Source organism: Paracoccus zhouxuedongae (assembly GCF_041927815.1).
Lineage (GTDB): Bacteria > Pseudomonadota > Alphaproteobacteria > Rhodobacterales > Rhodobacteraceae > Paracoccus.
The window spans coordinates 20,694-47,156 of record NZ_JBHFHM010000015.1; the positions used below are offsets into that span (position 1 = coordinate 20,694).

General features: G+C 65.8%; 27 protein-coding genes. 19 read left to right on the top strand and 8 right to left on the bottom strand.

Features of this window, described 5'->3' with window-relative positions:
* The first annotated feature begins 40 nt into the window (after nucleotides 1–40).
* From rplO to rplQ, 7 genes are all read left to right on the top strand, one after another.
* Complete coding sequence (rplO, locus tag ACEYYA_RS13860) at nucleotides 41–523, top strand: 50S ribosomal protein L15 (protein ID WP_374801509.1); 483 nt, start codon at nucleotides 41–43, stop codon at nucleotides 521–523.
* Between the two features lie 122 nt (nucleotides 524–645).
* The gene (gene secY, locus ACEYYA_RS13865; RefSeq protein ID WP_374801510.1) at nucleotides 646–2,016 is read left to right on the top strand and encodes a preprotein translocase subunit SecY; all 1,371 of its coding nucleotides are present in this window, start codon (nucleotides 646–648) and stop codon (nucleotides 2,014–2,016) included.
* Nucleotides 2,017–2,041: 25 nt separating this feature from the next.
* Nucleotides 2,042–2,695, top strand: a complete 654-nt coding sequence (locus ACEYYA_RS13870) for an adenylate kinase (protein ID WP_374801511.1) — start codon at nucleotides 2,042–2,044, stop codon at nucleotides 2,693–2,695.
* Nucleotides 2,696–2,907: 212 nt separating this feature from the next.
* On the top strand, nucleotides 2,908–3,276 hold the full coding sequence (gene rpsM, locus ACEYYA_RS13875; RefSeq protein WP_374801512.1) for a 30S ribosomal protein S13: 369 nt from the start codon (nucleotides 2,908–2,910) through the stop codon (nucleotides 3,274–3,276).
* A gap of 12 nt (nucleotides 3,277–3,288) precedes the next feature.
* Nucleotides 3,289–3,678, top strand: coding sequence for a 30S ribosomal protein S11 (rpsK, locus tag ACEYYA_RS13880; protein WP_374801513.1), 390 nt, complete (start codon nucleotides 3,289–3,291; stop codon nucleotides 3,676–3,678).
* Nucleotides 3,679–3,789: 111 nt separating this feature from the next.
* Entirely contained in the window at nucleotides 3,790–4,806 is a 1,017-nt protein-coding gene (locus tag ACEYYA_RS13885) for a DNA-directed RNA polymerase subunit alpha (RefSeq protein WP_374801514.1), read from the top strand.
* A gap of 155 nt (nucleotides 4,807–4,961) precedes the next feature.
* Nucleotides 4,962–5,390, top strand: a complete 429-nt coding sequence (gene rplQ / locus ACEYYA_RS13890) for a 50S ribosomal protein L17 (RefSeq protein ID WP_374801515.1) — start codon at nucleotides 4,962–4,964, stop codon at nucleotides 5,388–5,390.
* Nucleotides 5,391–5,895: 505 nt separating this feature from the next.
* Here rplQ and ACEYYA_RS13895 read toward each other — a convergent pair.
* A complete protein-coding gene (locus ACEYYA_RS13895; RefSeq protein ID WP_374801516.1) occupies nucleotides 5,896–6,099 on the bottom strand; it encodes a hypothetical protein in 204 nt (67 codons plus the stop codon).
* A gap of 129 nt (nucleotides 6,100–6,228) precedes the next feature.
* On the opposite strand from ACEYYA_RS13895, the gene ACEYYA_RS13900 reads away from it, so the two are divergent.
* From ACEYYA_RS13900 to ACEYYA_RS13950, 11 genes are all read left to right on the top strand, one after another.
* Nucleotides 6,229–6,840 (top strand): autoinducer binding domain-containing protein, encoded by a 612-nt coding sequence (locus ACEYYA_RS13900; protein ID WP_374801517.1) that lies wholly within the window; start codon nucleotides 6,229–6,231, stop codon nucleotides 6,838–6,840.
* Nucleotides 6,841–6,892: 52 nt separating this feature from the next.
* A complete protein-coding gene (locus ACEYYA_RS13905) occupies nucleotides 6,893–7,483 on the top strand; it encodes an acyl-homoserine-lactone synthase (RefSeq protein ID WP_374801518.1) in 591 nt (196 codons plus the stop codon).
* 89 nt (nucleotides 7,484–7,572) lie between these two features.
* Entirely contained in the window at nucleotides 7,573–8,892 is a 1,320-nt protein-coding gene (locus ACEYYA_RS13910; RefSeq protein WP_374801519.1) for a replication-associated recombination protein A, read from the top strand.
* 31 nt (nucleotides 8,893–8,923) lie between these two features.
* Nucleotides 8,924–9,295 (top strand): fluoride efflux transporter CrcB, encoded by a 372-nt coding sequence (gene crcB / locus ACEYYA_RS13915; RefSeq protein WP_374801535.1) that lies wholly within the window; start codon nucleotides 8,924–8,926, stop codon nucleotides 9,293–9,295.
* Nucleotides 9,292–10,314 carry an RluA family pseudouridine synthase gene (locus ACEYYA_RS13920; protein WP_374801520.1) on the top strand — a complete coding sequence of 341 codons (1,023 nt, stop codon included), beginning with the start codon at nucleotides 9,292–9,294 and terminating at the stop codon, nucleotides 10,312–10,314. Before crcB ends, ACEYYA_RS13920 begins: the two co-directional genes overlap by 4 nt.
* Nucleotides 10,314–10,970 (top strand): HAD-IA family hydrolase, encoded by a 657-nt coding sequence (locus tag ACEYYA_RS13925; protein WP_374801521.1) that lies wholly within the window; start codon nucleotides 10,314–10,316, stop codon nucleotides 10,968–10,970. Before ACEYYA_RS13920 ends, ACEYYA_RS13925 begins: the two co-directional genes overlap by 1 nt.
* Nucleotides 10,967–11,695 carry an ATP12 family chaperone protein gene (locus ACEYYA_RS13930; protein WP_374801522.1) on the top strand — a complete coding sequence of 243 codons (729 nt, stop codon included), beginning with the start codon at nucleotides 10,967–10,969 and terminating at the stop codon, nucleotides 11,693–11,695. The genes ACEYYA_RS13925 and ACEYYA_RS13930 overlap by 4 nt, the downstream gene beginning before the upstream one ends.
* Nucleotides 11,696–11,815: 120 nt before the next feature.
* Nucleotides 11,816–12,832, top strand: a complete 1,017-nt coding sequence (locus ACEYYA_RS13935) for an amino acid ABC transporter substrate-binding protein (protein WP_374801523.1) — start codon at nucleotides 11,816–11,818, stop codon at nucleotides 12,830–12,832.
* Between the two features lie 128 nt (nucleotides 12,833–12,960).
* The gene (locus tag ACEYYA_RS13940; protein WP_374801524.1) at nucleotides 12,961–14,226 is read left to right on the top strand and encodes an amino acid ABC transporter permease; all 1,266 of its coding nucleotides are present in this window, start codon (nucleotides 12,961–12,963) and stop codon (nucleotides 14,224–14,226) included.
* Between the two features lie 2 nt (nucleotides 14,227–14,228).
* Nucleotides 14,229–15,683 carry an amino acid ABC transporter permease gene (locus tag ACEYYA_RS13945; RefSeq protein ID WP_374801525.1) on the top strand — a complete coding sequence of 485 codons (1,455 nt, stop codon included), beginning with the start codon at nucleotides 14,229–14,231 and terminating at the stop codon, nucleotides 15,681–15,683.
* A 10-nt stretch (nucleotides 15,684–15,693) separates the two neighbouring features.
* A complete protein-coding gene (locus tag ACEYYA_RS13950) occupies nucleotides 15,694–16,485 on the top strand; it encodes an amino acid ABC transporter ATP-binding protein (RefSeq protein WP_374801526.1) in 792 nt (263 codons plus the stop codon).
* Nucleotides 16,486–16,521: 36 nt separating this feature from the next.
* Here the strand turns inward: ACEYYA_RS13950 and ACEYYA_RS13955 are convergent, their stop codons facing one another.
* Nucleotides 16,522–16,866 (bottom strand): ArsR/SmtB family transcription factor, encoded by a 345-nt coding sequence (locus ACEYYA_RS13955; RefSeq protein WP_374801527.1) that lies wholly within the window; start codon nucleotides 16,864–16,866, stop codon nucleotides 16,522–16,524.
* Between the two features lie 152 nt (nucleotides 16,867–17,018).
* Here ACEYYA_RS13955 and ACEYYA_RS13960 point away from each other — a divergent pair, with 152 nt between their 5' ends.
* Nucleotides 17,019–17,978 carry a magnesium transporter CorA family protein gene (locus tag ACEYYA_RS13960; protein ID WP_374801528.1) on the top strand — a complete coding sequence of 320 codons (960 nt, stop codon included), beginning with the start codon at nucleotides 17,019–17,021 and terminating at the stop codon, nucleotides 17,976–17,978.
* Nucleotides 17,979–17,982: 4 nt separating this feature from the next.
* On the opposite strand, the gene ACEYYA_RS13965 is transcribed toward ACEYYA_RS13960, so the two are convergent.
* From ACEYYA_RS13965 to ACEYYA_RS13990, 6 genes are read right to left on the bottom strand one after another with little or no spacing between them, the layout of a single operon-like run.
* Entirely contained in the window at nucleotides 17,983–19,026 is a 1,044-nt protein-coding gene (locus ACEYYA_RS13965) for a glycosyltransferase family 2 protein (protein WP_374801529.1), read from the bottom strand.
* The gene (locus tag ACEYYA_RS13970) at nucleotides 19,023–20,030 is read right to left on the bottom strand and encodes an NAD-dependent epimerase/dehydratase family protein (RefSeq protein ID WP_374801530.1); all 1,008 of its coding nucleotides are present in this window, start codon (nucleotides 20,028–20,030) and stop codon (nucleotides 19,023–19,025) included. Before ACEYYA_RS13970 ends, ACEYYA_RS13965 begins: the two co-directional genes overlap by 4 nt.
* A 22-nt stretch (nucleotides 20,031–20,052) precedes the next feature.
* Nucleotides 20,053–21,462: a glycosyltransferase family 25 protein gene (locus tag ACEYYA_RS13975; RefSeq protein WP_374801531.1), complete on the bottom strand. Its 1,410-nt coding sequence runs from the start codon at nucleotides 21,460–21,462 to the stop codon at nucleotides 20,053–20,055.
* Between the two features lie 2 nt (nucleotides 21,463–21,464).
* The gene (locus tag ACEYYA_RS13980) at nucleotides 21,465–22,631 is read right to left on the bottom strand and encodes a nucleotide sugar dehydrogenase (RefSeq protein ID WP_374801532.1); all 1,167 of its coding nucleotides are present in this window, start codon (nucleotides 22,629–22,631) and stop codon (nucleotides 21,465–21,467) included.
* Entirely contained in the window at nucleotides 22,628–24,058 is a 1,431-nt protein-coding gene (locus tag ACEYYA_RS13985) for a hypothetical protein (RefSeq protein WP_374801533.1), read from the bottom strand. Before ACEYYA_RS13985 ends, ACEYYA_RS13980 begins: the two co-directional genes overlap by 4 nt.
* The gene (locus ACEYYA_RS13990) at nucleotides 24,055–26,355 is read right to left on the bottom strand and encodes a glycosyltransferase family 2 protein (RefSeq protein ID WP_374801534.1); all 2,301 of its coding nucleotides are present in this window, start codon (nucleotides 26,353–26,355) and stop codon (nucleotides 24,055–24,057) included. Before ACEYYA_RS13990 ends, ACEYYA_RS13985 begins: the two co-directional genes overlap by 4 nt.
* Nucleotides 26,356–26,463 lie beyond the last annotated feature (108 nt).

The following is a 26,463-nucleotide window of genomic DNA, read 5'->3' on the forward strand; positions in this document are numbered from 1 at the left end:
CCATTCGCTTCGCGGGGCGCTTCCGGCAAGGAGAAGCGACATGAAACTGCATGAACTGCGCGACAACGAAGGCGCCAACCGCAAGAAAAAGCGTGTGGCGCGTGGCCCGGGCTCGGGCAAGGGTAAGACCGCCGGTCGGGGTATCAAGGGCCAGAAATCGCGTTCGGGCGTTGCGCTGAACGGTTACGAAGGCGGCCAGATGCCGCTGTATCGCCGCCTGCCCAAGCGCGGCTTTACCGCGCCCAACGCCAAGAAATTCGCCGTCATCAACCTGGGTCAGATCCAGACCTTCGTCGACGCGGGCAAGCTGGACGTCAAGGCGACGCTGGATGAAGACGCGCTGGTGGCCTCGGGCCTGGTGCGCCGCAAGCTGGATGGCGTGCGCGTGCTGGCCAAGGGCGAGATCAAGGCCGCGCTGAACCTGACCGTGGCTGGTGCCTCGAAAGCGGCGGTTGAGGCCGTCGAAAAGGCCGGTGGCAAGCTGACCCTGACCGCCCCGGTCAAGGAAGAAGCGGCCGCGTAAGCCGAAAACGCGGTTGTAGGTCGCGCAAGCCCGGCTTACATAACCGCTGTCGTTTTCCAGGCGCCGCCGACCGGAAACGGTTCGGCGGCGCTTTCCTGAACAGCGTCTGAAAGAGACATCGAATGGCATCAGCAGCAGAACAAATGGCCGCGAACCTGTCGTGGGGGGCGCTGGGCAAGGCGACCGAACTGCGCCAGCGAATCTTTTTCACGATCGGCCTGCTGATCGTCTACCGGCTGGGTACCTATCTGCCGGTGCCGGGCATCGACGGCGCCGCCCTGCGCAACTTCATGGACGATGCCGCGGCGGGGATCGGCGGGATGCTGTCGATGTTCACCGGCGGCGCGCTGGGGCGCATGGGCATCTTCGCGCTGGGCATCATGCCCTATATCTCGGCCTCGATCATCGTGCAGTTGCTGGCCAGCATGGTGCCCGCGCTGGAACAGATGAAGAAAGAGGGCGAGCAGGGCCGCAAGAAGATCAACCAATATACCCGCTATGCCACCGTGGCGCTGGCGCTGTTCCAGGCCTGGGGCCTGGCCGTCAGCCTTGAGGCCGGGGGGCTGGCGCATACGCCGGGCCTGTATTTCAAGCTGGCGGTGGTCATCACCCTGGTCGGCGGCACGATGTTCCTGATGTGGCTGGGTGAGCAGATCACCGCGCGCGGCATCGGCAACGGCATTTCGCTGATCATCTTTGTCGGCATCGTGGCGGAAATCCCGGCGGCGCTGGCGCAATTCTTCAGCCAGGGCCGGGCGGGCGCGATCTCGACCCCGGTGATCCTGGGCATCATGATCATGGTCGTGGTGGTCATCGCCTTCGTCGTGTTCATGGAACGCGCGCTGCGCAAGATCCACATCCAGTATCCGCGCCGTCAGGTCGGGATGAAGGTCTATGACGGCGGCTCCTCGCATCTGCCGGTCAAGGTCAACCCGGCGGGCGTGATCCCGGCGATCTTCGCCAGCTCGCTGCTGTTGCTGCCGACCACGCTGGCGACCTTTTCGGGCAACAATGCCGGACCGGTGCTGTCGACGATCCTGGCCTATTTCGGCCCCGGCCAGCCGCTGTATCTGGTGTTCTACGTCGCCATGATCGTGTTTTTCGCCTATTTCTATACGCAGAACGTGGCGTTCAAATCCGATGACGTGGCCGACAACCTGAAGAACCAGGGCGGCTTCATCCCCGGCATCCGGCCCGGCAAGCGCACCCAGGAATACCTGGATTACGTCGTGAACCGCGTGCTGGTGATCGGCTCGGCCTATCTGGCGCTGGTCTGTCTGCTGCCCGAAATCGTGCGCGACACCTTTGCCGTGCCGTTCTATTTCGGCGGCACCTCGGTGCTGATCGTGGTCTCGGTGACGATGGACACGATCAACCAGGTGCAATCGCATCTGCTGGCCCATCAATACGAAGGCCTGATCGAACGCAGCCAGCTGCGCGGCAAGCGCAAGCCCGGTGAAAAGCGTCCGACCAAGGCACCGGCCCGCCGCTGAACCACCGACCGAACGGAGGCCCCGAATGACCAATATCATCCTTCTGGGGCCGCCCGGCGCCGGCAAAGGCACCCAGGCCCGCCGCCTGGTCGAGGAACGCCAGATGGTGCAACTGTCGACCGGCGACATGCTGCGCGAGGCCAAGGCGGCCGGCACCCCGATGGGGCTGAAAGCCGCCGAGGTGATGGACAAGGGCGGGCTGGTCAGCGACGACATCGTGATCGGCCTGATCCGCGAAAAGCTGGAGGGGACGGACGCCCCCGGCGGCTTCATCTTCGATGGTTTCCCGCGCACCCTGGCCCAGGCCGATGCGCTGGCGGATCTGCTGGCGGCGCAGGGTCAGCCGCTGGGCGCGGTGATCGAGATGCAGGTGGATGACGCGGCCCTGGTCGCGCGCATCACCGGGCGTTACACCTGCGGCGACTGCGGCGAGGTCTATCACGATGTGACCCACCCGACCGCCAAACCGGGGGTCTGCGATGCCTGCGGCTCGACCAATCTGAAACGCCGCGCCGACGACAACGAGGACAGCCTGAAAACCCGGCTGCTGGAATATTACAAGAAGACGTCGCCGCTGATCGGCTATTACTATGCCAAGGGTCAGTTGCACGGCGTTGATGGCCTGGCCGATGTGGATGCCGTCGCCTCGGCGATCGGCAAGGTGCTGGACCGGGGATAGGGCCGGGATCGGCGGCTTTGCGCCGCCGCCCCCTTGACCCCGCGCCGATTCCCGCCTAAGGCACGGCTCTTGATGAGAATCGCCGGCGTCAGGGTTTTCCCGCCCATTCAATGATCCGTCGCGATGATGCGGCCCGAAAGTGCGGCTTTCGGGCTTTCCGTTGTGAAAAAAGGTTCTGGGGTTACGGAACCGCAACAAAGAAGGACAGACACGTGGCTCGTATCGCCGGTGTGAACATTCCGACTGCCAAGCGCGTTCCGATCGCGCTTCAATACATCCATGGGATCGGCCCGCTGTTTGCCGAACAGATCTGCGAGGCCGTCGGCATCGACCGCGCCCGTCGCGTCAATGATCTGTCGGACGCCGAAGTGCTGTCGATCCGCGAATTCATCGACGCCAACCTGACCGTCGAGGGCGACCTGCGCCGCGAGACGCAGATGAACATCAAGCGTCTGATGGACCTGGGCTGCTATCGTGGCCTGCGTCACCGTCGCGGTCTGCCGGTGCGCGGTCAGCGCACCCATACCAACGCCCGCACCCGCAAAGGCCCGGCGAAACCCATCGCTGGCAAGAAGAAATAAGGAGGCGGACAGATGGCACGCGATAAAACTCGCATGAAGCGCAAAGAGCGCAAGAATATCGCCTCGGGCGTGGCCCATGTGAACAGCTCGTTCAACAATACCAAGATCCTGATCTCGGACGTGCAGGGCAATGCGATTGCCTGGTCGTCCTCGGGCACGATGGGCTTCAAGGGTTCGCGGAAATCGACCCCCTATGCCGCCCAGATGGCTGCGGAAGATGCTGGCCGCAAGGCCCAGGAACATGGCGTCAAGACGCTGGAAGTCGAAGTTCAAGGCCCGGGTTCGGGTCGTGAATCGGCCCTGCGCGCGCTGGCTGCCGTGGGTTTCAACATTACCTCGATCCGCGACGTGACGCCGATCGCGCATAACGGTTGCCGCCCGCCCAAACGCCGCCGGGTGTAATTTCCCAGACGAACCGGGCCGCGCCTTTCGGGGCGGCCCGGCCTTTTTGCATGACCCTCGGGCGTTCCTTGGCTGCGGACATCAGCGGGGAACTGGAATGGAGGCCAACTCATGATCCACAAGAATTGGGCCGAGCTGATCAAGCCGCAACAGCTTGATGTGCGGGCCGGTGGCGATGCCGCCCGCCAGGCGACCGTCGTCGCCGAACCGCTGGAGCGGGGCTTCGGCCTGACGCTGGGCAACGCGCTGCGCCGCGTGATGATGTCGTCGCTGCAAGGCGCGGCGATCACCAGCGTGCAGATCGACAATGTCCTGCACGAGTTTTCCAGCGTCGCCGGGGTGCGCGAGGATGTCACCGACATCGTGCTGAACCTCAAGGGCGTGCGCCTGAAGATGGAAGTCGAAGGTCCGAAGCGGCTGTCGATCTCGGCCAAGGGGCCGGGCGTCGTCACCGCCGGTGACATTTCGGAAACCAACGGCATCACCGTGCTGAACCGCGATCACGTCATCTGCCACCTGGATGACGGCGCCGAGGTTTACATGGAACTGACCGTCAACACCGGCAAGGGCTATGTCGCCGCCGACAAGAACCGCCCGGAAGACGCGCCCATCGGTCTGATCCCGATCGACGCGATCTATTCGCCGGTCAAGCGCGTCAGCTATGAGGTCCAGCCGACCCGCGAAGGTCAGGTGCTGGATTACGACAAGCTGACGATGAAGGTCGAAACCGACGGCTCGATCAGCCCTGAGGATGCCGTGGCCTTTGCCGCGCGCATCATCCAGGACCAGCTGTCGATCTTCGTCAATTTCGAGGAACCGGAATCGGCCTCGAAGTCGGATGCGGAAGACGGGTTGGAGTTCAACCCGCTGCTGCTGAAGAAGGTCGACGAACTGGAACTGTCGGTGCGTTCGGCCAACTGCCTGAAGAACGACAACATCGTCTATATCGGCGACCTGATCCAGAAAACCGAAGCCGAGATGCTGCGCACCCCGAACTTCGGCCGCAAGTCGCTGAACGAGATCAAGGAAGTGCTGTCCGGCATGGGCCTGCACCTCGGCATGGAAGTCGAGGACTGGCCGCCGGAGAACATCGAGGATCTGGCCAAGCGTTTCGAGGACCAGTTCTAAGAGCTGGTCAACGATCGGTGCACAGGCTGTGTACAGCCTGTGTACATCCGGTGCATCCGTGGTGATGCGCCAAAACGACCGGGCAATCCCGCCCCAAGGAGAGTCCCCCGCACGCATGGGGGGCCAGACAAAGCAAAACACGATAGGAGACCATCATGCGTCACGCCCGCGGCTACCGCCGTCTGAACCGCACCCACGAACACCGCAAAGCCTTGTTTTCGAACATGTGCGGGTCGCTGATCGAACATGAACAGATCAAGACCACGCTGCCGAAAGCCAAGGAACTGCGCCCGATCATCGAAAAGCTGATCACCCTGGCCAAGCGCGGCGATCTGCACGCCCGCCGTCAGGCCGCCGCCGCGCTGAAGCAGGACAAGGACGTTGTGAAACTGTTCGACATCCTTGGCCCGCGCTACAAGGACCGTCAGGGCGGCTACGTCCGCATCCTGAAGGCCGGCTTCCGCTATGGCGACATGGCCCCGATGGCGATCGTCGAATTCGTCGACCGTGACCTGTCCGCCAAAGGTGCCGCCGATCGCGCGCGTCTTGAGGCCGAATCGTCCATCGAGGCGACTGAAGAATAATCCGGCCCGCCCGGAATGATCGAACCCCGGCCTTGGCCGGGGTTTTTTCATGCCGGTTGCAGGCCGCCTGCTGGCAAGACGAAATCCCGGCCATGGGACCGGGGTGCAAGCAGGTACAGCTTGTCAGCTATGCCTTACAGCACCGGTTGATCGGCGCGTAGCGACGGCGCCTGACCCGGCAGCGGGATGTGATCCCAGCCGGCCCCGCCCCCCATCTTGGCCGCGGTTCTTTCATGGTCATCGCAGGCTGCCTGCGGGCAAGACGAAACCCCGGCCAAGGGACCGGGGCTGCGGGGTAGATGCGGGCTTTCGGTCGTGCCTTACAGCATCGGTTGATCGGCGCGTAGCGACGGCGGCTGACCCGGCAGCGGGATCCGATCCCAGCCGGCCCCGACCCCCATCTTGGCCGCGGCTCTTTCATGGTCATCGCAGGCTGTCTGCGGGCAAGACGAAACCCCGGCCAAGAGACCGGGGCTGGGGGTAGATGCGGGCTTTCGGTTGTGTCTTACAGCATCGGCTGGTCGGCCCGCGGCGACGGTGCCTGGCCGGGCAGCGGCATCTGATCCCAGTCAGCGCCGACCCCGGACAACACCCCGATCAGCGCCAGGCGCGATTCGATTTCGGCCAGATCGCCCCCCGTCAGTCCCAGCTTCGGACCGGCCATCGCCAGATCCCGGCGCAACAGAACGGCATCCATCGTGGTCATCATGCCGTCGCCCCGCTTTCCTCGCATCGCACACCTCGCTTTACCTTGGGTCAAGGGCGGAACACCCCTTGACGCATTAGCTGCGGCTCAATTTAAGGTTGTTCCAGATTAAGGCAATTTGTCTAAAAGGTCATGTTCGTGCACGCTGAACTGAACAAGGAACTGCGTCACTTGGGCCGCCTGGCCCCGACGGGCTATTTCATCGGCCTGCACATCCGCTTCGCTGCGCCGCTGATGCAGTTCCAGACCTACCCCCAAGCCTGGAGCGACCACTACACCCGCGAAGCCTATGCCCTGCGCGACCCGACGATTGCCTGGGGCTTTGGCAGCGAAGGCGCGACCCGCTGGTCGGACTTCACCCTGCCTGATCCGTTCAACATCCTGGGGGCAGCCGCCACCTTCGGTCTGAAATACGGCCTGACCGTGTCTTGTGGTCCCATTTCCTCTCGCACCATCGCCAGCTTTGCCAGCGACTCGCGTGAGTTCAACGATGACGAGATCACCCAGATCTCGACCCTGGTTCGGCGTCTGCACGACATGACGCAGCCGCCGGAGAGCCTGACCAAGGCTCAGATCGAAGCCCTGCGGTGCATCGCCGCGGGCGACCGGCATGCGGCGGCCGCCGCAAAGCTTGGCATTACCGAAAGCGCGTTCAAGGCCCGGCTGATGTCGGCGCGGGAACGGCTGATGGCCCGGACCACCGCCGAGGCCATTCAGCGGGCCAAGGAATACCGGTTGCTATAGGTCGTCCGAGGCATGGCAACCGGGGGCGCCTCTGCGAACCGGGAGAACGACCATGCAGACCACCACGCTGTCCTTTGCCAACCTGCACAACCACGGCGAACTGTTCGCCAATCTGTTCCGCGCCAGACGCCAAAGCTTCATCGTCCAGAAAAACTGGGACCTGCCCGAGGAAATGGGCATGGAGTTCGACCAGTATGACACCCCGCAAAGCCGCTGGATCGCCATTCACGACCTGGGCCGGGTGCTGGCAGGCATCCGCCTGACCCCGACCACGGCGCGCTGCGGCGTCTATAGCTACATGATCCGCGATGCGCAAAAGGGCATCCTGGGCGGGTCGATCCCGCAGGATCTGCTGTATGACGAGGCGCCGGTCGATGCCCATATCTGGGAAAGCTCGCGCGTGTTTGTCAGCCACGACATCCCGCAGGAATATCGCCGCAAGGTGCATTTCCAGATGGTCGAGGCGATGACCGGGGCGGCGCGCGAATTGGGCGCGACCCGGCTGATCGCGCTGACGGCGGGCAACTGGCCGCGCTGGTATGGCCGCTGCGGGCTGAAGGCCGAGGCGATCGGGCGGATGATGTTCATCGACGATGGCGATTATCAATGCGTCTCGATCGACCTGACCGCCAAGATGCACTGATGCCGCGCCGCCCCCGCAGGGTCTGCCTGTTCGGCGGTCTTGCCGCGCCCCTTCCCGGAGGGCGCGCGGGGCGGTAAGCTGTGCCCATCATGGCCGACCTGTTCGACACACCCGAACCCCGGCGCGACACCGCGCCCGCCCATCGGCCCCTGGCCGACCGCATCCGCCCGCGTGCGCTGTCCGAGGTGATCGGCCAGCAGCAGGCCTTGGGCGATGACGGTCCGCTGGGGGCGATGCTGGCGGCCGGATCGCTGGGGTCGATCATCCTGTGGGGGCCGCCGGGGGTGGGCAAGACCACCATTGCCCGCCTGCTGGCCGACCATACCGATCTGGCTTTTGTCCAGATCAGCGCCATCTTCTCGGGCGTGCCCGAGCTGCGCAAGGTGTTCGACGCCGCGCGCCTGCGCCGTGACCAGGGGCGCGGGACGCTGCTGTTCGTCGATGAAATCCACCGCTTCAACAAGGCCCAGCAGGATGCCTTTCTGCCGCATATGGAGGATGGCACGATCCTGCTGGTCGGTGCCACAACCGAAAACCCGTCATTTGAACTAAATGCCGCGCTTCTCAGCCGGGCGCAGGTGATCGTGCTGACGCGGCTGTCGCTGGCTGATATGGAGCTTCTGGCACAGCGGGCCGAGCAGGAAACCGGCCGCGCCCTGCCGCTGACCGGTGCGGCCCGCGATGCGCTGCTGGAGATGGCCGATGGCGATGGCCGTGCGGCGCTGAACCTGATCGAACAGGTGCTGTCGTGGAAGGTGTCGCAGAACCTTGACGTGGACGCGCTGTCGAAACGACTGATGCGGCGGGCGGCGAAGTATGACAAATCCGGCGATGAACATTACAACCTGATTTCCGCCCTGCACAAATCGGTGCGCGGGTCCGACCCGGATGCCGCGCTGTATTGGCTTGGCCGGATGCTTGAGGGCGGCGAAGACCCCCGCTATCTGGCGCGCCGCATCACCCGCATGGCGGTTGAGGACATCGGCCTTGCCGATCCGCAGGCCCAGGCCGTCTGCCTGCAAGCCTGGGAGACGTTCGAGCGCCTTGGCAGCCCCGAGGGCGACCTCGCCTTGGCGCAGGCGGTGATCTATCTGGCACTCGCGCCCAAATCCAACGCGGGCTATGCCGCCTACAAGGCCGCGCGGGCCGAGGCGCGCAAGACCGGCAGCCTGATGCCCCCGGCCCATATCCTGAACGCGCCGACCGCGCTGATGAAGGAACAGGGCTATGGCGCGGGTTACGCCTATGATCACGACGCCGAGGATGCCTTCAGCGGCCAGCACTATTTTCCCGACGGCATGAAGCGCCCCGTCTATTACCTGCCCGTCGATCGCGGCTTTGAACGCGAGCTGAAAAAGCGTGTCGACTGGTTTGCGGGACTGCGCGCCAAGCGTCAGCGCGATGGTTGACGGGCGCGGCGTGGGGGGCCATGACGGCGCGATGATGTATCCGGTGGTTCAGGTGGCGCTTGGCGGCGCTTTGGGGGCGGTGGCGCGCCATGGCGTCAATCTGTTGGGGCGACGCTGGCCGGGCTTCCCGGCCTCGACCCTGGCGGTGAATGTCATCGGCTCGCTGCTGATGGGGGTGCTGGTCGTGGTGCTGGCCGAACGCGGCGCGATGCGCCATGCGCCGTTGCTGATGACCGGTGTGCTGGGCGGCTTCACCACCTTTTCCGCCTTTTCGCTGGATGCGGTGGCATTGTGGGAACGCGGCCAGCCGGGGCTGGCGGCGCTTTATGTGGCGGGCAGTCTTGGCCTGTCGATCGGGGCTTTGATCGCCGGCCTGTGGCTGGCGCGGGGGTATTACGCATGAGCGTGCAAATGATCCGCGTGACCGAGGATGAGGGCGAGCAGCGCCTTGATCGCTGGCTCAAGCGCAAGTTTCCGCAACTGACGCAGGGCGCGGTGGAAAAGCTGTGCCGCACCGGGCAGGTGCGTGTGGATGGCGGCCGCGTGAAGGCCAGTGACCGCGTGGCGCCGGGGGCCGAAGTGCGGGTGCCCCCGCTTCCCGACGCGCCGCCGCCAAAGGCCGAGCCGCGGATCGACCGGTCGGACGAGGCGATGATCCAGGCCGCCGTGCTGTGGAAGGACCAGCACATCATCGCCCTGAACAAGCCTGCGGGCCTGCCCAGTCAGGGCGGCAGCGGCCAGGGGCTGCGCCATGTCGACGGCCTGACCGGGGCGCTGATGTTCGGCTACAAGGAACGTCCCAAGCTGGTGCATCGGCTGGACAAGGACACATCGGGCGTTCTGCTGCTGGCGCGCACCGACCGGGTGGCGCGGGCGCTGTCCGAGGCGTTCCGGTCACGCAGCACGCGCAAGATCTATTGGGCCGCCGTCGCGGGCCTGCCCAGCCCGCGCAAGGGCACGCTGCGTTGGGGCATCCAGCGCGCACCGGGGCGGGATGCCGAAAAGATGATCGCCATCCACCCCGCCAAGATGGATCAGCACCCCGACGCCAAGCGCGCCACAACCGATTACGCGGTGATCGACGCGCTTGGCACCCGCGCGGCCTGGGTCGGTCTGGTGCCGATCACCGGGCGCACCCATCAGTTGCGGGTCCATATGGCGGAGCTTGGCCATCCCATCGTCGGTGACGGCAAATATGGGGGGTCGGGTCAGGTGAACATGGGCGATGGCTGGGGCGCGCAACTGGGCGGCGAGATCAGCCGCAAGCTGCATCTGCACGCCCGCCAGATCAGTTTCGATCACCCGATCACCAAGGACCGCATCACCATCACCGCGCCCTTGCCCGATCACATGGCACGCACCTGGAAGACCGTGGGCTGGCATGAAAACGACGCCCCCATCGACCCGTTCGAGGATGATTGATGTTCCTGATCCTGTTTGACGTCGACGGCACGCTGGTCGACAGCCAGCATCTGATCGTGGCCACGATGAACCGCGCCTTTGCGGGCGCCGGGCTGGCCCCGCCCGATGCCGCAGCCACCCGGTCGATCATCGGCCTGTCGCTGCCGCAGGCGATGGCGCGGCTGGCCGCCGATCAGGATGCCGCCACCCAGGCCGCGCTGGTCGATGCCTACAAGGCGCATTTCAGCATCGAACGCGACAGCGCGCCCGCACCGCTTTATCCCGGCGTGGCCGAAGGGCTGGCGCGGCTGGCGGCGCGTGACGACGTGATCCTTGGGGTGGCGACCGGCAAGTCGCGCCGGGGTCTGGACCACCTGATCGCGGCGCATGGCTGGCAGGGGCTGTTCGTGACGCGGCAAACCGCGGATACCAACCCCTCGAAGCCCGATCCGGGGATGATCCGGGCGGCGCTGTCGGAAACCGGCACGCTGCCTGAGCGCACGGCGATGATCGGCGACACCAGCTATGACATGGCGATGGGACGGGCCGCCGGGGTGCGCGCCTTGGGCGTGGCCTGGGGCTATCACGATGCCGCCGCGCTGACCGGGGCAGGGGCCGAGGCCGTCGCCGCCGATTTCGCCGCCCTGACCGCCCGGATCGAGGAGATGACGGCATGAGCAGCGAATGGAAGGCCCGCCGGTTCTGGACCAAGGCAAGCGTGACCACGGCGGACACGGGCTTTGGCGTCGCGCTGGATGGCAGACCCGTCAAGACCCCGGCCAAGCGCCCGCTGGTGGTGCCGACGCGCGCGCTGGCCGCCGCCATCGCCGCCGAATGGGATGCGCAGGAACAGGTCATCGACCCCGAATCGATGCCGCTGACCCGTGCGGCCAATGCCGCCATCGACAAGGTGACCATCCAGGCGCCCGAGGTCGCGGCGATGCTGGCCGCCTATGCCGAAACCGACCTGATCTGCCACCGCGCCAGCGACGAGCCGGAATTGATTGCGCGGCAGGATGAGGGCTGGAACCCGCTGCTGGACTGGTGTGCCGCGCAAGGCCTGCCGCTGGTCGCGGGGCCGGGCGTGCTGCCCCACGCGCAGCCGCCAGCCAGCCTTGCGGGCTATGCCGCCCGGCTGTCGGCCATGTCGCCCTGGGATCTGACGGCGCTGCATGATCTGGTGGCGCTGACCGGATCGCTGGTGCTGGGCCTTGCGGTGTTCGACGGCCGCCTTGGCGCCGATCAGGCCTGGCATCTGTCGCGCATCGACGAGGATTGGCAGGCCGAACGCTGGGGTCGCGACGACGAGGCCGTTGAGGCCGCCGAGGTCAAGCGCGCCGCCCATGCCCGCGCCGCCCGGCTTTTGGCATTGTTACGGGACAATCCGCCTGCCAAGGCTTGACGCTGGCGCGGGCTTGGGTTCACATGCCTGTCATCGGCTGTGCGCAGCCGCTGCTGACAACCGGCCCCGCGCCGACATCGTGGCCTGGCCAAACAGGCCCGCAACAGGAGAGGAAGACACATGAACAAGTCGATTTTCATCGGCGCCATGACCGCTGTCGGTCTGTTCGCCGGTGCCGCCGCGGCGGATACGCTGGCCGACGTCAAGGCCCGCGGCATGCTGAACTGCGGCGTGAACACCGGCCTGGTCGGCTTTGCCGCGCCCGATGCGAACGGCAACTGGACCGGCTTTGACGTCGCCATCTGCAAGGCCGTCGCCGCCGCCGTGCTGGGCGACCCGGCCAAGGTGAAATACGTCCCGACCACCGGCCAGACCCGCTTTACCGCGCTGGCCTCGGGCGAAGTGGACGTGCTGGCCCGCAACTCGACCTGGACCTTCCTGCGCGACACCGACCTGAAACTGGATTTCATCGGCGTCAACTATTACGACGGCCAAGGTTTCATGGTCCGCAAGGATCTGGGCATTTCCTCGGCCAAGGAACTGAACGGCGCCACCGTCTGCATCCAGACCGGCACCACGACCGAGCTGAACCTGGCCGACTGGTTCAAGGCCAACAACATGACCTATCAGCCGGTGCCGATCGACACCAATGCCGAGGGTGAACAGCAGTATCTGGCGGGCGCCTGCGACGCCTATACCACCGACGCTTCGGGCCTGGCGGCCACGCGCGCGGCCTTTGCCGATCCGGCCAATCACATCATCCTGCCCGAGATCATCTCGAAAGAGCCGCTGGGGCCGGCCGTTCGCCATGGCGACAGCAACTGGGCCGATATCGTCCGCTGGACGCTGTATGCGCTGGTTGCCGCCGAAGAATACGGCGTGACCTCGGCCAATATCGAAGAACTGTCGAAATCCTCGGAAAACCCCGAGGTTCAGCGCCTGCTGGGCACCACTGACGATCTGGGCAGCAAGATCGGCCTGGACGCGCAATGGGCCAAGCGCGCCATTGCCGCTGGCGGCAACTATGGCGAGATCTTCGCCGCCACCATCGGCGAACAGACCCCGATCGGTCTGGCGCGTGGCCTGAACGCGCAATGGACCCAGGGCGGCCTGATGTATGCGATGCCCTTCCGCTAAGGATGGCTTTGGGGGGTGCGGTTCGCCGCGCCCCCTTTTTCATGACGATGACAGACAAACCCCGGCGGGGCGCCATGCCCGACGCGACAAGGTAAAAGCCGCGCGGCTGGGGGGACAGGGGATGCACCATGCAACGCCATACCGGCGCACCGGAGCAAGGCTTCCGGCTGAGCCAGCTGATCTATGACACCCGCTACCGATCGCTGACCATTCAAGTCGTGGTCTTCATCCTGGCGATGATGGGGCTGGTCTGGCTGGTTGACAACACCATCACCAACCTGCGGGTGCTGGGCAAGGATTTCAACTTTTCCTTCCTGGGCAACCGGGCGGGCTATGACATCGCCCAGACGCTGATCCCCTATTCCAACGACAGCACCCATGCCCGCGCGCTGCTGGTCGGGCTGCTGAATACGCTGTGGATTTCGTTCCTGGGCTGCATCGCGGCCACGGTCATCGGCATTCTGGTGGGCGTCCTGCGGCTGTCGAGGAACTGGCTGATCGCCCGGCTGATGACGGTCTATGTCGAAGTGTTCCGCAACGTGCCCTTGCTGCTGTGGATCCTGGTCGCACTGGCGATCTTTACCGACATCATGCCCGCGCCGAACGCCTATCGCCCGAACCCGCAGACGGGTGAGGCGGCGGCCTCGATGATCCTGTTCGACCATGTCGCGCCGACGAACCGCTATACCGCGATCCCCTCGGTGTCGTTCGACCGCCCCTTGGGCACCATCGATACGCCGTTGATGCCGATCTCGCTGTCGGTGGTGGCGGCACTGGCCGCGCTGATCGGCGGCTGGATGATCCACCGCGCGATCAGCGCCCGCGCCACCCGCATCCAGAACGCGACCGGCACCCGCCCGGTGACCTGGTGGGCCTCGGCGCTGGCGATCCTTGGGCCGGTGACGGCGGTGCTGCTGGCGCTTGGCTTTCACCTGAACGCCCCCGCGATCAGCGGCTTCAACTTTACCGGCGGCACCAATGTGTCGAACGCCTTTGTCGTGCTGTGGCTGGCGCTGTCGCTGTATACCGGCGCCTTCATCGCGGAAATCGTGCGCGCCGGCATCCTGGCGGTGTCGCGCGGCCAGACCGAGGCGGCCTTTGCCCTGGGCCTGCGCCCCGGTCGCACCATGTCGCTGGTGATCCTGCCGCAGGCCTTGCGCGTCATCATTCCGCCTCTGATCAGCCAGTATCTGAACCTGACCAAGAACAGTTCGCTGGCCATTGCCGTGGGTTACATGGACCTGCGCGGCACGCTGGGCGGCATCACCCTGAACCAGACCGGCCGCGAGATGGAGGCCATCCTGCTGATGATGCTGATCTATCTGGCGATCAGCCTGACCATTTCGGCGGTGATGAACATCTACAACAACCGCGTCAAACTGAAGGAGCGGTAAGGATGAGCGACACCCACGCCCATACCGTCGCCTATGTCCGCGACACGATGATGCCCCAGCAACCCGCGCCCGCAGGGCAAGGCGGTGCGGTGCGGTGGCTGCGTGAAAACCTGTTCGCCACGCCGCTGAATGTGGCGCTGACGCTGATCGGCCTGCTGATCGTCTGGTTTCTGGTCACGCATTTCTATCCCTGGTTCGCGCATTCCGTCTGGCGCGCGGAATCGCTGGCCGAATGCCGCCAGATCATCACCGACCGCTGGGGCGAGGGCGCGACCGGGGCCTGTTGGGCGGTGATCCGCGCCCGCTGGCACCAGTTCGCCTTCGGCTTTTACCCGCCCGAGCTTTACTGGCGTCCGCTGCTGGTCTGGGGGCTTCTGGTCATCGCCATCGCCCCGGTGCTGTTCTACGACAAGGCCCGGCTGCGGCAGGGCCTCGTGATCGCGGGCGCGTTGATGTCGCTGGCGGCGATGGCGGCACTTGGCACGCCGATGACCATCGTCATCGCCTGCGCGGTGGTAATGGCGGCGCTTGGCCTGCTGGCGCTGCTGCGGCCCGACTGGGCGCTGGTCTTTACGCTTCTGTTCCCGGCGCTGGCGATCTGGCTGCAATGGGGCGGCAGCGCCTGGACGGTGCTGTCGGTGCTGGCGGGCTTTGTCGTCGGCTGGCTGGCGTTCCGGCTGGTGGTCGGCACCGGCAGCCTTCTGGCGATCATCGTCGGCATCGCGGCCACGCTGATCTGGTGGTTCTATGCCGCAGGCCCGGTTGCCGCCGCGCTGCGCAACGCGCTGCCGCTGGATCTGACCTATGTCGAATCGCGCCAGTTCGGGGGCTTTCTGCTCGCCATCACCCTGGGCGTCGGCGGCATCGTCATGTCCCTGCCTTTGGGCATCGTCCTGGCGCTTGCTCGCAGGTCAGACATGTTCCTGGTGAAATCGCTGGCGGTGATGTTCATCGAGTTCATCCGCGGCGTGCCGCTGATCACCCTGCTGTTCGTCGCCTCGCTGCTGCTGAACTATTTCCTGCCGCCGGGCACAAACTTCGACATCATCCTGCGGGTGATGATCCTGGTGACGCTGTTCGCCTCGGCCTATATCGCCGAGGTGATCCGGGGCGGCCTGGCTGCCCTGCCGCGCGGCCAATATGAGGCCGCCGATGCCCTGGGTCTGGACTATCTGAAGGCGCAGCGGCTGATCGTGCTGCCGCAGGCGCTGAAGATCTCTATCCCCGGCATCGTCGGCACCTTCATCGGCATGTTCAAGGACACCACTTTGGTGGTCTTTGTCGGCCTGTTCGACCCGCTGAAGGCGATGTCGGATACCGTGCGCGCCGATTTCGCCTGGAAAGGCATCTATTGGGAGCCGTTCATCTTTGTCGGCGCCATCTTCTTCCTCATCTGCTTTGGCATGTCCCGTTACGCCATGTATCTGGAACGCCAGCTCAAGCGCGACCATCGCTAAGGAAACCGCCATGTCCGAACCGCATTTCGACCGAAAGATCGACCGCAGCCATATGGCCGTCAGCGACGAGGTCGCCATCCAGATCACCAACATGAACAAATGGTATGGTCAGTTCCATGTCCTGCGCGACATCAACATGACCGTGCATCGCGGCGAACGCATCGTCATCTGCGGCCCCTCGGGGTCGGGGAAATCGACGATGATCCGCTGCATCAACCGGCTTGAGGAACACCAGTCGGGCCAGATCATCGTCGACGGGATCGAGCTGACCAGCGACCTGAAGAATATCGACAAGGTGCGGTCGGAAGTCGGGATGGTGTTCCAGCATTTCAACCTGTTCCCGCATCTGACCATTCTGGAAAACTGCACGCTGGCGCCGATCTGGGTGCGCAAGGTGCCGCGCAAGGAAGCGGTCGACACCGCGATGCACTATCTGGAAAAGGTCAAGATCCCTGATCAGGCGCACAAATACCCCGGCCAGTTGTCGGGCGGCCAGCAGCAGCGCGTGGCCATCGCCCGGGCGTTGTGCATGAAGCCGCGGATCATGCTGTTCGACGAACCCACCAGCGCCCTTGACCCCGAGATGATCAAGGAGGTGCTGGACACCATGATCAACCTGGCCGAGGAAGGCATGACCATGCTGTGCGTGACGCATGAAATGGGCTTTGCCCAGGCGGTCGCGAACCGCGTGGTGTTCATGGATCAGGGCCAGATCGTCGAACAGAACACCCCGAAAGAGTTCTTCAACAACCCGCAGTCTGAACGCTCGCGGCTGTTCCTGTCGCAGATCCTGGGGCATTGATTGGGCCGCGGGCCGGGTGGTGCCGCCCGGCCCAGCCTAGCCCTTGGGGCCGCAGAACAGGTCATGGACCACGCCAATCAGCCGCGCGGTGCGCGGGTCGGTCAGCGAATAATGGATCGCCTTGCCGTCACGGCGGCAGCCGACCAGCCCTTCGGCGCGCAGCCGCGCAAGCTGCTGACTGACGGCGGCCTGGCGCGATTGCAGCAGATGTTCCAGTTCCGTCACCGACTTTTCGCCTGACGACAGATGGCACAGGATCATCAGCCGCCCTTCATGCGCCAAGGCCTTCAGGAATTGCGCGGCCTCCTGGGCGTTCTCTACCATCTCGTCGGCGGGAATGCTGGCGCAATGCGGGGTGGGCGGCAGGGTCTGGGCGGACATCGGGCGATCCTTTTGGTGATCGGGCGGATATATCGTTGGAACCTAATATGTGGCCCGCCGCGCATCAAGCGCGTGCAGGGGCGCAGAACGGGGTTGCACCTGCACGCCGATCAGGCTTCCTTGCGGCAAGCCGTCACCGCCGAAGGTTTCCCATGCTGCGCGCCTATCGTCCCGCACCCCGCGGCCTGATGCCGATCCCGCCCGATGCCGATCTGTCGCAGGCAATCTGGATCGACCTTTACCGCCCGATGCCCGTCCAGATCGCGGCGGTGGCGGCGCTTGGCGTGAACGTCCCCAGCCTTGAGGACATGGAAGAAATCGAGATTTCCAACCGGCTTTACCACGAGGAAGACAGCGATGTGCTGACCGTGGTGCTGCCGGGGCAGACGCCGGACGGGGTGTCAGTTTCGGGGCCGGTGACGTTCATCCTTGCGCCTGGACGGCTGGTGACCGTGCGCCACCACGCGCCGCGCCCCTTCGACACCTTCCCCGACCGCAGCGAAGGCTCGACCACCGGTTCGGGCAGTCGAGACCGGCTGTTTCTGGGCCTGATCGAGGAAATCATCTCGCGTCTGGCCGATCTTCTGGAGGGGGCGGGCCGCGTCATCGACCAGACCGCGCGGCGGGTGTTCGACGACGATTCCAAGGAAAACGACCAGACCCTGCAACAAGCGTTGCGGCTGGTCGGGCAGCAATCGGAACTGAACAGCCGCGTGCGGCTGGCGATCCTGTCGCTGTCGCGCGCGCTGTCGTTCTATGGCGCCAATGTCGATCACCGCCCCGAGGCCGATGTGCTGCGTCAGGCCATCAAGATGCACAGCCGCGACCTGCAATCGCTTGAGGTTCACGCCGATTTCCTGTCGGCCCGTGTCGGGCTTGTCGTCGATGCGACGATGGGCATGATCAACCTTCGCCAGAACGCGACGGTGCGGATCCTGTCGGTGGTCGCGGCGCTGTTCCTGCCGCCGACGCTGATCGCCTCGATCTACGGGATGAACTTTGATGTCATGCCGGAACTGCACGAAAGCTGGGGCTATCCGGCCTCGCTGGGGGCGATGCTGGCTTCGGCGGTGCTGACCTGGCTGTTCCTGAAGTGGAAGAAGTGGCTGTGACGGGTCATTCGTCGCGGTCAAGCTGACCGAACAGGATCAGCAGCCGGCGTTCCATCGCGGGCGGCAGCACGGCAGAGCCCGCCGCGTGGCACAAAGCGCCAAAGAGCCGATAGCTGTCAGGGCTGCGCAGCGCCTGCGCGATCTGGTCGCGGTGCCAGGCGACGGCGCGGTCGTGCAGATCGGCCACGCCCGGCAGCGCCTTCAGCGCGGCGATCCCCTGGGCCAGGGTGTCCTGATGGCGCAGGGCGGCGGTGTTCTCGACACTGTTGAAATTGCGTTCGATCCAATAGTGCAGATCGACCGCCTTGTGGCGGCGATTGGGCAGGCCACGCGCGGCCTTGACCAGGAACGCCTCGGCCGAGCGGGTGGAATAATGGTGCATCTCGACCAGATCGCGCGCCGGGCCGGTGCCCAGCAGCGACATCCGCCCGCCGTCGCCCGCGATATGCGGGGGCAGGGGCCGGCCGCTGCCATCGACCCACAGAGGGGCCGGACGGTCGGGATGCTGGCGCGGGCGATGCACCCCAAACCGCGCAACCGCAGCGGGGCGGAACAGCGATTTGAAAAACGTCGCGGCGATCGGATGTTGCACATCGGGCGGGGCCGAGCGCAGGAATTGCGCGGTGACGGGGCTGTCCTCGAAGGTCAGGCGGCCATCATGGCCAAACAGCCGCCACGGCATCGCGACGGCTTCGGTGCCGTCGGGGATCGCGGCGAACAGGTCGGCCAGATGCCCCGCCCCGGCATGGATCACCGGAAACTCATCCACATCCGAGATCATCACCCAGTCGGCCGCCTTTCGCGCCGGATGCCGCCAGCCCAGTTGCAGCGCTTGCCACTGGATCGACTTGCCGGGCGTGGGTTCGTGGGGCAGGTGATGCACCACCCCCGCCGCGTCCAGCGCCGCCAGCATCGCATCGCTGCCGTCCTGGCAGTCGTTGCTGGCGATGGCGAAATCGCTCACCCCGATCATCCGCATCCAGGCCAGCCATTCCAGCAGGAACGGGCCTTCATTGCGGATCGAGGTGATCGACAGGACGCGGGTCATGCGACGTTGTAATAGCTGCGATACCATTCGACAAAGGCCCGCGCGCCGTCGCTGACCGAGGTCTGCGGCCGGTATCCCGTCAGCGCCCGCAGCAGGCTGTTGTCGGCCCAGGTGGCCGGCACGTCGCCGGGCTGGATCGGCAGCATCTCGCGGATCGCCGGGCGGCCTGCCGCAGCCTCGAGCGCGGCGATGAAATCCAGCAACTGCACCGACTGGCCGTTGCCGATATTGACCACCCGGAACGGCGCGACCGGCGACAGGCTGTCGCCCGCGACCGGCTGGCCCACCACCGGCACCGCGCCGATCAGCAGCCCGATCCCCTGCACCAGATCCTCGACATAGGTGAAGTCGCGCTTCATGTCGCCGTGGTTGAAGACCTTGATCGGCCGCCCCTCAAAGATCGCGCTGGTGAACAGATAGGGCGCCATGTCGGGCCGCCCCCAGGGGCCGTAGACGGTGAAGAACCGGAACATGGTGGTGGGGATGCCGAAAAGATGCGCATAGGAATGCGCCATCGCCTCATTCGATTTCTTGGTCGCGGCATAGAACGACATCTGCGTGTCGACCTTGTCGATCTCCCGATAGGGCATGTCGGTGTTGGCACCATAGACCGAGCTGGTCGAGGCGATCAGCAGGTGGTCCGGCTGATGGGCGCGCGCGGCCTCCAGCAGCTCGAACGTGCCCAGAAGGTTGGCCTGCACATAGGCGCGTGGGTTGTCGATCGAATAGCGCACCCCGGCCTGCGCGGCCAGATGCACCACGGCGCGCGGGCGTTCGCGCGCAAACAGATCCATCAAAAGGCCGGGTTCCTCGACCTGGCCATGGATCGCGGTGAAGTTGCCATCCGCCGTCAACAGCGCCTCACGCGCGGCTTTCAGCGCGGGGTCGTAGTAATCGTTATGGCTGTCGATGCCGATGACGCGGTGGCCTTGGGCCAGCAGCAGGCGGCACAGGTGAAAGCCGATGAAACCGGCGCTTCCGGTGACAAGGATGGGTCGGGTCATGGCGTCTTTCCTTGTGCCTTGGTCAGCCAGCGTTGATCGCGCTGAAGCCGAAATCGCGGGTGTGGATGATCGGCAGATTGGTGGTGAAGCCCGGCAAGACCGGCCAGGTGCCGCGCCGGGTCAGGGCGTCGAAGACCATGGCGGTGTGGCTGATGCGCATGGCCTCGGGCAGGCGGGCCAGACACATCAGGCACATCTGCCAATCGAGGGCGCCCAGAAGGCCGGTCTCACGCCAGGCCTCGACAAGGGCCCGCGCGCCGCGCCCGCTGATCAGATAGCCGTCGCCACCCCAGCCGGGGTTGGTCATCATGGTCTCGGGGGCGAAGGCGCCGTCGACCGGGAACAACGCGGGCGGCGCGCCCGCGGCCAGCGGCTGCTGGCGGATCGCGGCCAGGCAGGCGCGCCAGTTGACGAACACCAGATCGGCCTGCGCGGCGCGGGCCGCCGCCAGCAGTTCGACCGTGCCGCGACCGGGACCATAGATGAAGCGCGCGTCATCCTCGACCACCACGGCGTAATCGTCATCGGCGCGGGCGGCGACCCGTTCCCAGGCTGCAACATGGCTCAGGGCGCAACCGATCTCGGCCGCGCTCATGACGACCTCTGCATCGCCCAGCAGGCGGCGGCGCTGCGAGACGGGCAGCAGCGAGCCGAGCACGCCGGGCACCCGATCCAGCGTGCCGCCACCGCCCAGCATGGCGGCGGTCGTTTCATAGCGGTTGGCATCCTTGTCAAGGTTCAGGCAAAGGATCGGTAGTGTGCCATCGGGCGCGGCCAGGGCCTCGGACTGCGCCAGCCGCGATTGGGCCAGCAGATCGGCGGGGGCGTGCTGGCGCAGCCAGTCGAACTCCCCCCCTTCGATCAAGATGTCGATGCAGCGGCGCACCACCCGCGTGTCGCCCGCCGAGCAGGCGGCCTTAAGCGTGTGGCGATAGCCCAGCAGTCCGGCGGCGGGGTCGCCGTCCAGCATCGCCAGCCGCGCCAGATGCTCTTCGCCTTCAACTGAATCGGAGTCTGCACTGGCGTTGCGGATCGCAAGTTGCCGGGCCTTGTCCACATCGCGCAGATGGACCAGAGCCTGCGCCAGCGGCCCCTGCACCATCTCCTTTCCGAACCGGGCCGACAGGGCGTTGGCCACCTTCATCGTGCGCGGCACGTCGGTGGTGCCGGCCTGAATGGCGATGCAGCGCGCCACGCGAAACTCGACCTCGTCGATCGTGTCGATGGGGTCTTTCAGCAATTGCCGCCGCAGCACAGGCAACAACTGGCTGCCGCGCCGCCGCGCGTTGCGCGAATAGGGCATGGCGCGCTGCAAGGCCCGAAGCGGGATGATGCGCTGGCCGCGCACGATTGCGCTCTCCTCGGCCTCGACCTCGTCATTGGTGCAGCCGTCCTCCGCCTGCTGGTCGTTATCGCGCGCGGCACCTGTCATCATCAATCCACCCCAAACAAATCACGTGTGTAAACCTTGGCCGCGACATCGGCCAGATCGGCGGTCTGGCGGTTGGCCAGGATCAGGTCGGCCTCGGCCTTGAAGGCGTCCAGATCGCGGATCACGCGACTGTTGAAGAACAGATCGTCCTTCAGCACCGGTTCATAGACGATCACCTCGATCCCCTTGGCCTTGATCCGCTTCATGATCCCCTGGATCGAGCTGTCGCGGAAATTGTCGGACCCGGCCTTCATCACCAGCCGGTAGACGCCGACCACGCGCGGATTGCGGGCCACGATCTGATCGCTGAGGAAATCCTTGCGGGTGCGGTTCGATTCCACGATGGCCGAGATCAGGTTCTGCGGCACCTGATCGTAATTGGCCAGCAACTGCTTGGTGTCCTTGGGCAGGCAATAGCCGCCGTAACCAAAGCTGGGGTTGTTGTAGTGATCGCCGATGCGCGGGTCCAGGCAGACGCCATCGACAATCTCGCGCGGGTTCAGGCCGTGGGCGATGGCATAGCTGTCCAACTCGTTGAAATAGGCCACGCGCAGCGCCAGATAGGTGTTGGAAAACAGCTTGATCGCCTCGGCCTCGACCGGGCCGCAGAACAGAACCGGCATGTCCTTGCGGATGGCGCCTTCCACCATCAGATCGGCAAAGGCCCGCGCCCGGTCGGACTTTTCCCCCACCACGATGCGCGAGGGGTGCAGGTTGTCCCACAGCGCGCGGCCTTCGCGCAGGAACTCGGGGCTGAAGATCACATTGTCCCACATCAGTTCGGCACGGATGCGGGTGACAAAGCCGACCGGCACGGTGGATTTCACGACCGCGAGCGCGCCCGGTGCCAGATCGCGCACCTGCGCCAGCACGGTTTCGACGCTGGAGGTATCGAACCGATTGCTGCGCGGGTCGTAATTTGTGGGGGTGGCCACGATCACCAGATCGGCACCGACAAAGGCATCGGCCGGGTCCAGCGTGGCGCGCAGGTCCAGATCGCGATTGGCCAGAAACTCGTTGATCTCGGCATCCTCGATCGGGCTTTCGCGGCGCCCGATCATCGCCACGCGGTCGGCGCTGATGTCCAGCGCGACAACGCTGTGGTTCTGCGCCAGAAGGCAGGCATTCGACAGGCCGACATAGCCCAGACCGGCAACGGCAATCTTCATTGGCTTTGGTCCTTTTCGGCTGCCGGTTGGGCGCCCAACCGGGCCAGGCGGCTGCGGAACGGCGCGCCGCCGCCCTGGGCAAGCGCGTAGCGGGCGATGCGGGCGGCCAGGTCGGGGCGGTGGCGGGCCTCGGCCTTGTCCATCAGTTCAAGTTGAAAGCGCGGCAGCGCGTGGCGGGCGCGCAGGATCCGGCTGAGCTGCGGCTGATCCATATCCCCGGCAATGGCGCTGCGCACCACCTGCGACAGAACCCCCATCCCCGCCATTGCCGAGGCCATGCGATGCCCCAGCCAAGGCGCGTGCAGATGCTGCACATTCGGCGCGGTGAAGCGGGCGGCATGGGCGCGGTCCAGCGGCTCATGCGGGTCGTGGATCAGCGTGACGCGGCGCGCGGTCGCACTGGCTTGCGCGGCATCGCCATAGGGGCCGCTGAAATCCAGATGCCAGGCGCGGCGATAGCGACGCTCAAACGGCACTAGGCGGCGGTCCAGCGTGGATTGGGGGTTCATCACCACCACATCCGCGCCGGGGCAGGCTGCCGAAAACGCCGCCGCGCCATAGCCGCCCATCGACACGCCGTAAAACACCACGCGGTCGAATTGCCGAAAGAACCCCTCATCCCGCAGCCGGTCAAAGGACTGGCTGACGAAATCCGACCGGAACCACGTCCAGCCCGGCGCCATCGTGGCCAGCAGCGACCAGCCGTTGCGGGTGACGAAATCATAGCCCCAGGGCTTTGCCTCGGAATGATCCTGGGCCACGAAATCCAGATTGTCGAAGCTGACGATCAGCGTGTCGCGGTTGCCGGGGCGGTGCAGCATGGCATGGCCGCAATCGCCCTCGGTCACGAAACCGTCGGGGCCGGTCAGGCTGTTGGTGCCCTGCCGCCAGCTTTGGCGCAGCCGGTCGACCGGCGTCTGCGGCACCAGGTTGAAGCGCAGCAGCACCCGCGCTCCGCCGGGGCCGTCCTGCACGTCATGGGCGCGCGCCTGCCCGAACTGCGCCAGCCAGGGCAGCATCCCTCCGCCGCGCGGCAGATCGGCCAGCACGATGCCCCGGTCGGTCAACCCGCGCCGGATCAGGGCGCGCAAGAGCACGCGCGGATCGCCCGCGCGCGCCGCATCGGGGGCCAGCACGGCCTCCATCGGGCGCAGATCGACCAGACGCGGGGCGATGCGGATCTGGTCTTCGTTCAGGCCGGCGGCGATCAGCGCGGCGCGGTCATCGGCGGCGGCGCGGGCGGCGGCATCGCTGGGCGCGGCATCCGGGCCAAGCGCGATCAGATCGACGCGGCAGCCCCAGCGCCGATGCGCGGCCCGCGCCAGATCGCGGGCCAGATCGCCCGCTCCCCACAGCCCCAGCCGGGTCACGGGGGCGGCCACAGCATCCAGCCAGCGGGCGACGTCGGGGCGTTCAGGGCCGGTCAATGCTGCGTCTCCCCGACATGATCGACGGTAAAGAAGAACTCGTCCTCGGGGTCATGGGCCAGCACCTCATCGGGGATCACCTCGGGTCCGGCCAGATAGACGCCCGACCCGAAATGCCCGTGCAGTCGCGCCAGCTTGCGCATCCGGTCGCTGTTCAGCTCTTGATGGAACTCTTCGTATTTCGGCTGCTGCTTCAGCTCGGCGATCTTGGCGGCATGGGCGGCCACGCAGCCGTGATGGGCGGCGGCAATGTCGGGATCGGCCATCAGCCGCGCCATCTCGGCCTCGATGGCGGGGCGCATCCGGTGCAGGCGCGCATCCTGAACCACGTTGTGATTCATGCGGAACCAATAGGCCATGCCCTGATCGCGTTCGACATGGTTCACCCGGCCCCGGTCGCGCTTGACCAGGAAACTTTCCGTCGACCGCACGGCATAATGGTTCAGCGAGACAAGATCATAACCATAGGTTCCCGAATGCGACCGCCAGGCAGTGCGCCATTCCTTTTCCGGCATCGCCTTGCCCGATCCGTTGACCCAGTTGATCCGCCCGACCGAGGACGGCAGCAGTCCCTTGGGCCGATGCACCCCCATTTTCCGAAACAGCCCGATGTTGCGATAGAGCGTCTTGAAGCCCCAGGCCTGATGCGGCTTGTTGGCGAACTCGCGCGCGCAGCGGGTGAAGTCCTGGGTGATCAGACCATCGGTGAATGCGTCGATGTCGTTGTTGCCAAACAGCCGCCAGGTCAGCGAGATCATGTTGGCCGCAGGCACCGCATCAAACAGCGCCGCCAGCGTGCCGTCGCCGGTATGGATGGCGATATATTCATCGACATCCATGCAGATCAGCCAGTCGGCGGCCTTGACGATGGCCTCGTCATTGGCGGCGTCCAGGGCGGCGTGCTGGGGCTTCATGCCGCTGTCACGATAGGGATTGTCGCGCCAGGTGCAGATGCCCTTGTCGGCCAGCAGTTGCAGAAAGCTGTCGGTGCCGTCCGTGCAATCGTTGGTATAGATCAGGAAGTCCTGCACGCCGATGGCGCGGTGATAGGCGATCCATTCCAGGATGAAGGGGCCTTCGTTCTTCATCGTGGTGACGATGCAGACGCGATTGCCCCGCGGCGCGGGGGCGGGGGCAGGCGCGGCTTGCGCGCCTGCGGGCTGGCGCAGCGGGCGCGCGCCAAAGGCATCGGCGATGGCCAGCAGGTCGGGGGATTCCACCAGGCTGGTCTTGGGCACGATCTGGCTGACCTTGCCGCCATCGCCATGCCGGATCGCCATGAAGCGCCAGAACGGTTCGGGCGCGACCACCGGGCGGCTGCCCAGGATGCGCTGCATCACCCAGAACGTTCCCTCGGGCAGGCGGTCGGGGGCGGCACACCAGCGCCAGTCATGCGGGCGACCGTCAAAGCGGTGGCAGATGTGATCACCGAAACCGGCATCGGCGCCCTTGCGCAGGCCCCAAGGGTAGGCGCGTTCGCCCAGCAAGGGCACGACGCCGCCCGGCACCTCATGCGCGCGGTCGAAGATCGAAAAGCCGTCGGCGGGTTCGGGGATCAGGTCGAACAGTTCCAGATTTGCGACGGCGCGGGCCTGGGCCAGCCAGCGATGGCGGATCAGGTCGAACAGCAAGGGATAGGCCAGCCGCGCGCGCCAGGGCTGCGGGTCGGGCGCAGTCATGCGGTCCTTGCCGGGCGCGTCGGGGGCATAGATCGGATGCGCCTCGGGTCCGTGGCCGGGCAGGCCCAGGGGCAGGTCGCAATCGACCAGCACCACCCGCATATCGGCGACCGAGGGATCATCTGCGATGGCCTGCGACCACAGGGGCGCAAGCGCCGCGGTCAGGGCATCGGTGCCACCGGGGGGCGAGCGGTCGATGATGACCGCGCCCTCGGCCCGGTGGTGATCGCGGTGCCACAGCAGCCAATCGCGGATCACAGCGGGCGGTTCGTCATTGCAATGCCCGATCAACACGTTGCGCCCGGCAAACAGCGCGCCTTCACCCGCGGTGATGGGCAGCGGCGCATCACAGCCGGGCAGGGTGACGTGATCCGCGCCCGGCGCGATGCGCAGGTCGATGGCGGGCGATCCGGCAATCATGCGCGCGGCGACCACATCGCCGGCGCCGGCGGCGGGCATGGCCTCCGCCGCAAAGCCGGGGTTCAGGTAAATCCGCGCCAGCCCGGCGCCAATCGGCAGCACATCCATCACATGCCCCGCCAACCCCGCGCCGGGGCAGTGCCGGGCCAGGTCAATGGTGCGCAGAGTCCGGCGCAAAAGGGGCAGGGGGTCGGTCACGGGCTTCTTGTCCTCGCCTTGTCGCCTTGGTCCTAGGGTCAGGACCCATTGATCTTTTGGATGCGGCCTGATTCACGCTCCGCAAGGAGACTGGATCATGAGCAACCT

Excerpts from the sequence above, each read along its gene's own strand:
- ACEYYA_RS13965 (WP_374801529.1), bottom strand. The coding sequence starts at position 19,026 with ATGACCCGCGTCCTGTCGATCACCTCGATCCGCAATGAAGGCCCGTTC.
- crcB (WP_374801535.1), top strand. The coding sequence starts at position 8,924 with ATGATGTATCCGGTGGTTCAGGTGGCGCTTGGCGGCGCTTTGGGGGCG.
- ACEYYA_RS13935 (WP_374801523.1), top strand. The coding sequence starts at position 11,816 with ATGAACAAGTCGATTTTCATCGGCGCCATGACCGCTGTCGGTCTGTTC.
- rplO (WP_374801509.1), top strand. The coding sequence starts at position 41 with ATGAAACTGCATGAACTGCGCGACAACGAAGGCGCCAACCGCAAGAAA.
- rplQ (WP_374801515.1), top strand. The coding sequence starts at position 4,962 with ATGCGTCACGCCCGCGGCTACCGCCGTCTGAACCGCACCCACGAACAC.
- ACEYYA_RS13955 (WP_374801527.1), bottom strand. The coding sequence starts at position 16,866 with ATGTCCGCCCAGACCCTGCCGCCCACCCCGCATTGCGCCAGCATTCCC.
- secY (WP_374801510.1), top strand. The coding sequence starts at position 646 with ATGGCATCAGCAGCAGAACAAATGGCCGCGAACCTGTCGTGGGGGGCG.
- ACEYYA_RS13960 (WP_374801528.1), top strand. The coding sequence starts at position 17,019 with ATGCTGCGCGCCTATCGTCCCGCACCCCGCGGCCTGATGCCGATCCCG.
- rpsK (WP_374801513.1), top strand. The coding sequence starts at position 3,289 with ATGGCACGCGATAAAACTCGCATGAAGCGCAAAGAGCGCAAGAATATC.
- ACEYYA_RS13925 (WP_374801521.1), top strand. The coding sequence starts at position 10,314 with ATGTTCCTGATCCTGTTTGACGTCGACGGCACGCTGGTCGACAGCCAG.
- ACEYYA_RS13950 (WP_374801526.1), top strand. The coding sequence starts at position 15,694 with ATGTCCGAACCGCATTTCGACCGAAAGATCGACCGCAGCCATATGGCC.
- ACEYYA_RS13970 (WP_374801530.1), bottom strand. The coding sequence starts at position 20,030 with ATGACCCGACCCATCCTTGTCACCGGAAGCGCCGGTTTCATCGGCTTT.
- ACEYYA_RS13885 (WP_374801514.1), top strand. The coding sequence starts at position 3,790 with ATGATCCACAAGAATTGGGCCGAGCTGATCAAGCCGCAACAGCTTGAT.
- ACEYYA_RS13905 (WP_374801518.1), top strand. The coding sequence starts at position 6,893 with ATGCAGACCACCACGCTGTCCTTTGCCAACCTGCACAACCACGGCGAA.
- ACEYYA_RS13910 (WP_374801519.1), top strand. The coding sequence starts at position 7,573 with ATGGCCGACCTGTTCGACACACCCGAACCCCGGCGCGACACCGCGCCC.
- ACEYYA_RS13980 (WP_374801532.1), bottom strand. The coding sequence starts at position 22,631 with ATGAAGATTGCCGTTGCCGGTCTGGGCTATGTCGGCCTGTCGAATGCC.
- ACEYYA_RS13870 (WP_374801511.1), top strand. The coding sequence starts at position 2,042 with ATGACCAATATCATCCTTCTGGGGCCGCCCGGCGCCGGCAAAGGCACC.
- ACEYYA_RS13945 (WP_374801525.1), top strand. The coding sequence starts at position 14,229 with ATGAGCGACACCCACGCCCATACCGTCGCCTATGTCCGCGACACGATG.
- ACEYYA_RS13975 (WP_374801531.1), bottom strand. The coding sequence starts at position 21,462 with ATGACAGGTGCCGCGCGCGATAACGACCAGCAGGCGGAGGACGGCTGC.
- ACEYYA_RS13930 (WP_374801522.1), top strand. The coding sequence starts at position 10,967 with ATGAGCAGCGAATGGAAGGCCCGCCGGTTCTGGACCAAGGCAAGCGTG.
- ACEYYA_RS13940 (WP_374801524.1), top strand. The coding sequence starts at position 12,961 with ATGCAACGCCATACCGGCGCACCGGAGCAAGGCTTCCGGCTGAGCCAG.
- ACEYYA_RS13895 (WP_374801516.1), bottom strand. The coding sequence starts at position 6,099 with ATGATGACCACGATGGATGCCGTTCTGTTGCGCCGGGATCTGGCGATG.
- ACEYYA_RS13920 (WP_374801520.1), top strand. The coding sequence starts at position 9,292 with ATGAGCGTGCAAATGATCCGCGTGACCGAGGATGAGGGCGAGCAGCGC.
- ACEYYA_RS13900 (WP_374801517.1), top strand. The coding sequence starts at position 6,229 with ATGTTCGTGCACGCTGAACTGAACAAGGAACTGCGTCACTTGGGCCGC.